Origin of the sequence: Psychrobacter sp. JCM 18900, assembly GCF_904846625.1 — a bacterium.
Lineage (GTDB): Bacteria > Pseudomonadota > Gammaproteobacteria > Pseudomonadales > Moraxellaceae > Psychrobacter.
This window is the reverse complement of sequence record NZ_CAJHBL010000018.1, coordinates 1-530: the sequence shown is the minus strand read 5'-3', so window position 1 is coordinate 530 and position 530 is coordinate 1. Positions and strand designations below refer to the sequence as shown.

At 47.5% G+C, this 530-nt stretch carries 1 protein-coding gene; it reads right to left on the bottom strand.

Features of this window, described 5'->3' with window-relative positions:
• Window positions 1–530: EF-Tu/IF-2/RF-3 family GTPase (locus JMX96_RS13595; protein WP_265088995.1), on the bottom strand; the 530-nt coding region annotated here is incomplete at both ends.

Here is a 530-nt window from a genome sequence, read left to right as displayed (position 1 = left end):
GCGAAGCGAAGACCTTTGTCCATAGCGATTGGGTGGATAAGCTCTACGCCCATCTCAACGTTATCACCAGGCATTACCATTTCAGTACCGTCTTGTAATTGGATTGCGCCAGTTACGTCAGTAGTACGGAAGTAGAACTGTGGACGATAGCCGTTTAGGAATGGTGTGTGACGACCACCCTCTTCTTTTGACAATACATATACTTCAGCGTCAAACTTGGTGTGAGGAGTGATTGAACCTGGCTTAGCTAGTACTTGGCCACGTTGTACGTCTTCACGCTTAGTACCACGTAGTAGTACGCCACAGTTTTCGCCTGCACGACCTTCGTCAAGCAGTTTACGGAACATCTCTACACCAGTACAGGTGGTTTTTTGAGTGTCACGGATACCAACGATTTCGATCTCGTCGCCAACTTTAACGATACCAGATTCAACACGGCCTGTTACTACAGTACCACGACCTGAGATTGAGAATACGTCTTCGATTGGCATTAGGAATGCTTTGTCGATGTCACGCTCTGGCTCTGGGAT